Genomic DNA, 1,622 nt, shown 5'->3' on the forward strand with positions numbered 1-1,622 from the left:
AACCGCGCATCCGCAACCGTCACCGCGATGCCCTGATCCGCCAGCGTATCGGCCGCCTTCAGCCCCTCCGCCAGACGCGTGCCGAGCGACAGGATCGCCACCCGCGCCTCCGCGTCCGCCCGCACCACCCGGCCCTTGCCCACGGCCAGGACATCGCCCCGCTCCGGCAGCTCCACCCCAACCCCCTCGCCGCGCGGGTAGCGCAGCGCGATCGGCCCAGAATCATGCGCGTGGGCCGTCGCCACCATGTGCACCAGCTCGGCTTCATCCGAGGCCGCCATCACCGTCATGTTCGGCAGGCAGCACAGATACGCCAGATCGAACGCCCCCGCATGCGTCGCCCCGTCCGCCCCGACCAGACCCGCCCGGTCCAGGCAGAACCGCACGGGCAGGTTCTGCAAAGCCACGTCGTGCACCACCTGGTCGTAGGCCCGCTGCAGGAACGTCGAGTAGATCGCCACGAACGGACGGTAGCCCTCCGTCGCAAGCCCCCCCGCGAACGTCACCGCGTGCTGCTCGGCGATGCCCACGTCGAACGTCTTGTCCGGATGCGCCTTGCCGAACAGGTCGATGCCCGTGCCGCCCGGCATCGCGGCCGTGATCGCCACCACCTTGTCGTCGGCATCCGCCGCCTTGATCAGGCTCTCGCCGAACACCCGGGTGTAGGCCGGCGCGTTCGGCTTGGCCTTGGCCTGCACGCCCGAGACCACGTCGAACTTCACCACCCCGTGGTAGCGGTCGGCCGAGGCCTCGGCCGGGGCGTAGCCCTTGCCCTTCTGCGTCACGACGTGCAGCAGGATCGGGCCGTGCTCGGCGTCGCGCACGTTCTTCAGGACCGGCAGCAGCTGGTCGAGGTTGTGCCCGTCCACGGGGCCGACATAGTGGAAGCCCATCTCCTCGAACATCGTGCCGCCGCCGACCACCAGCGAGCGGGCATATTCCTCGGCCGCGGCCGCGCGCTGGTAGAGCGCCTTCGGCAAAAGCTTGCCGAGCTGCTTGGCGGTCTCGCGCAGGGATTGGTAGGTGCCCCCCGAGGCCAGCCGGGCCAGGTAGCCCGACATGGCGCCGACCGGCGGGGCGATCGACATGTCGTTGTCGTTGAGGATGACGATCAGGCGCGAGTGCAGGGCGCCGGCATTGTTCATGGCCTCGTAGGCCATGCCGGCCGACATCGAGCCGTCGCCGATCACCGCGATGGCGTTGCGGCGCTTGAGCGGGCGGTTCTTCTGCTTGGCGGCGGCGTTGTCGAGGTCGCGGGCAACCGCCATGCCGAGCGCGGCCGAGATCGAGGTGGAGGAATGGGCCGCGCCGAAGGGATCGTAGACGCTCTCGGCGCGCTTGGTGAAGCCCGACAGGCCGCCGCCCTGGCGCAGGGTGCGGATGCGGTCGCGGCGCTCGGTGAGGATCTTGTGCGGGTAGCACTGGTGGCCGACGTCCCAGACGATGCGGTCGTCGGGGGTGTCGAACACGTGGTGCAGCGCCACCGTCAGCTCGACCACGCCGAGCCCCGAGCCGAGATGGCCGCCGGTGATCGAGACCGCGTCGATCATCTCGGCGCGCACCGCCTCCGCCACCGCCGGCAGCTCCGATTCGGAAAGACGCCGCAGCGCGGCCGGGTTCGG

The 1,622-nt window shown here is 70.6% G+C and carries 1 protein-coding gene; it reads right to left on the minus strand.

Going from position 1 to position 1,622, the window contains the following annotated elements; genetic code table 11:
- Positions 1-1,622 (minus strand): 1-deoxy-D-xylulose-5-phosphate synthase (dxs, locus tag MKK75_RS18580; RefSeq protein WP_409567591.1); only part of this gene is annotated, 1,622 nt, incomplete at both ends.

Origin of the sequence: Methylobacterium sp. J-030 (genome assembly GCF_022829545.1) — a bacterium.
Classification (GTDB): domain Bacteria; phylum Pseudomonadota; class Alphaproteobacteria; order Rhizobiales; family Beijerinckiaceae; genus Methylobacterium.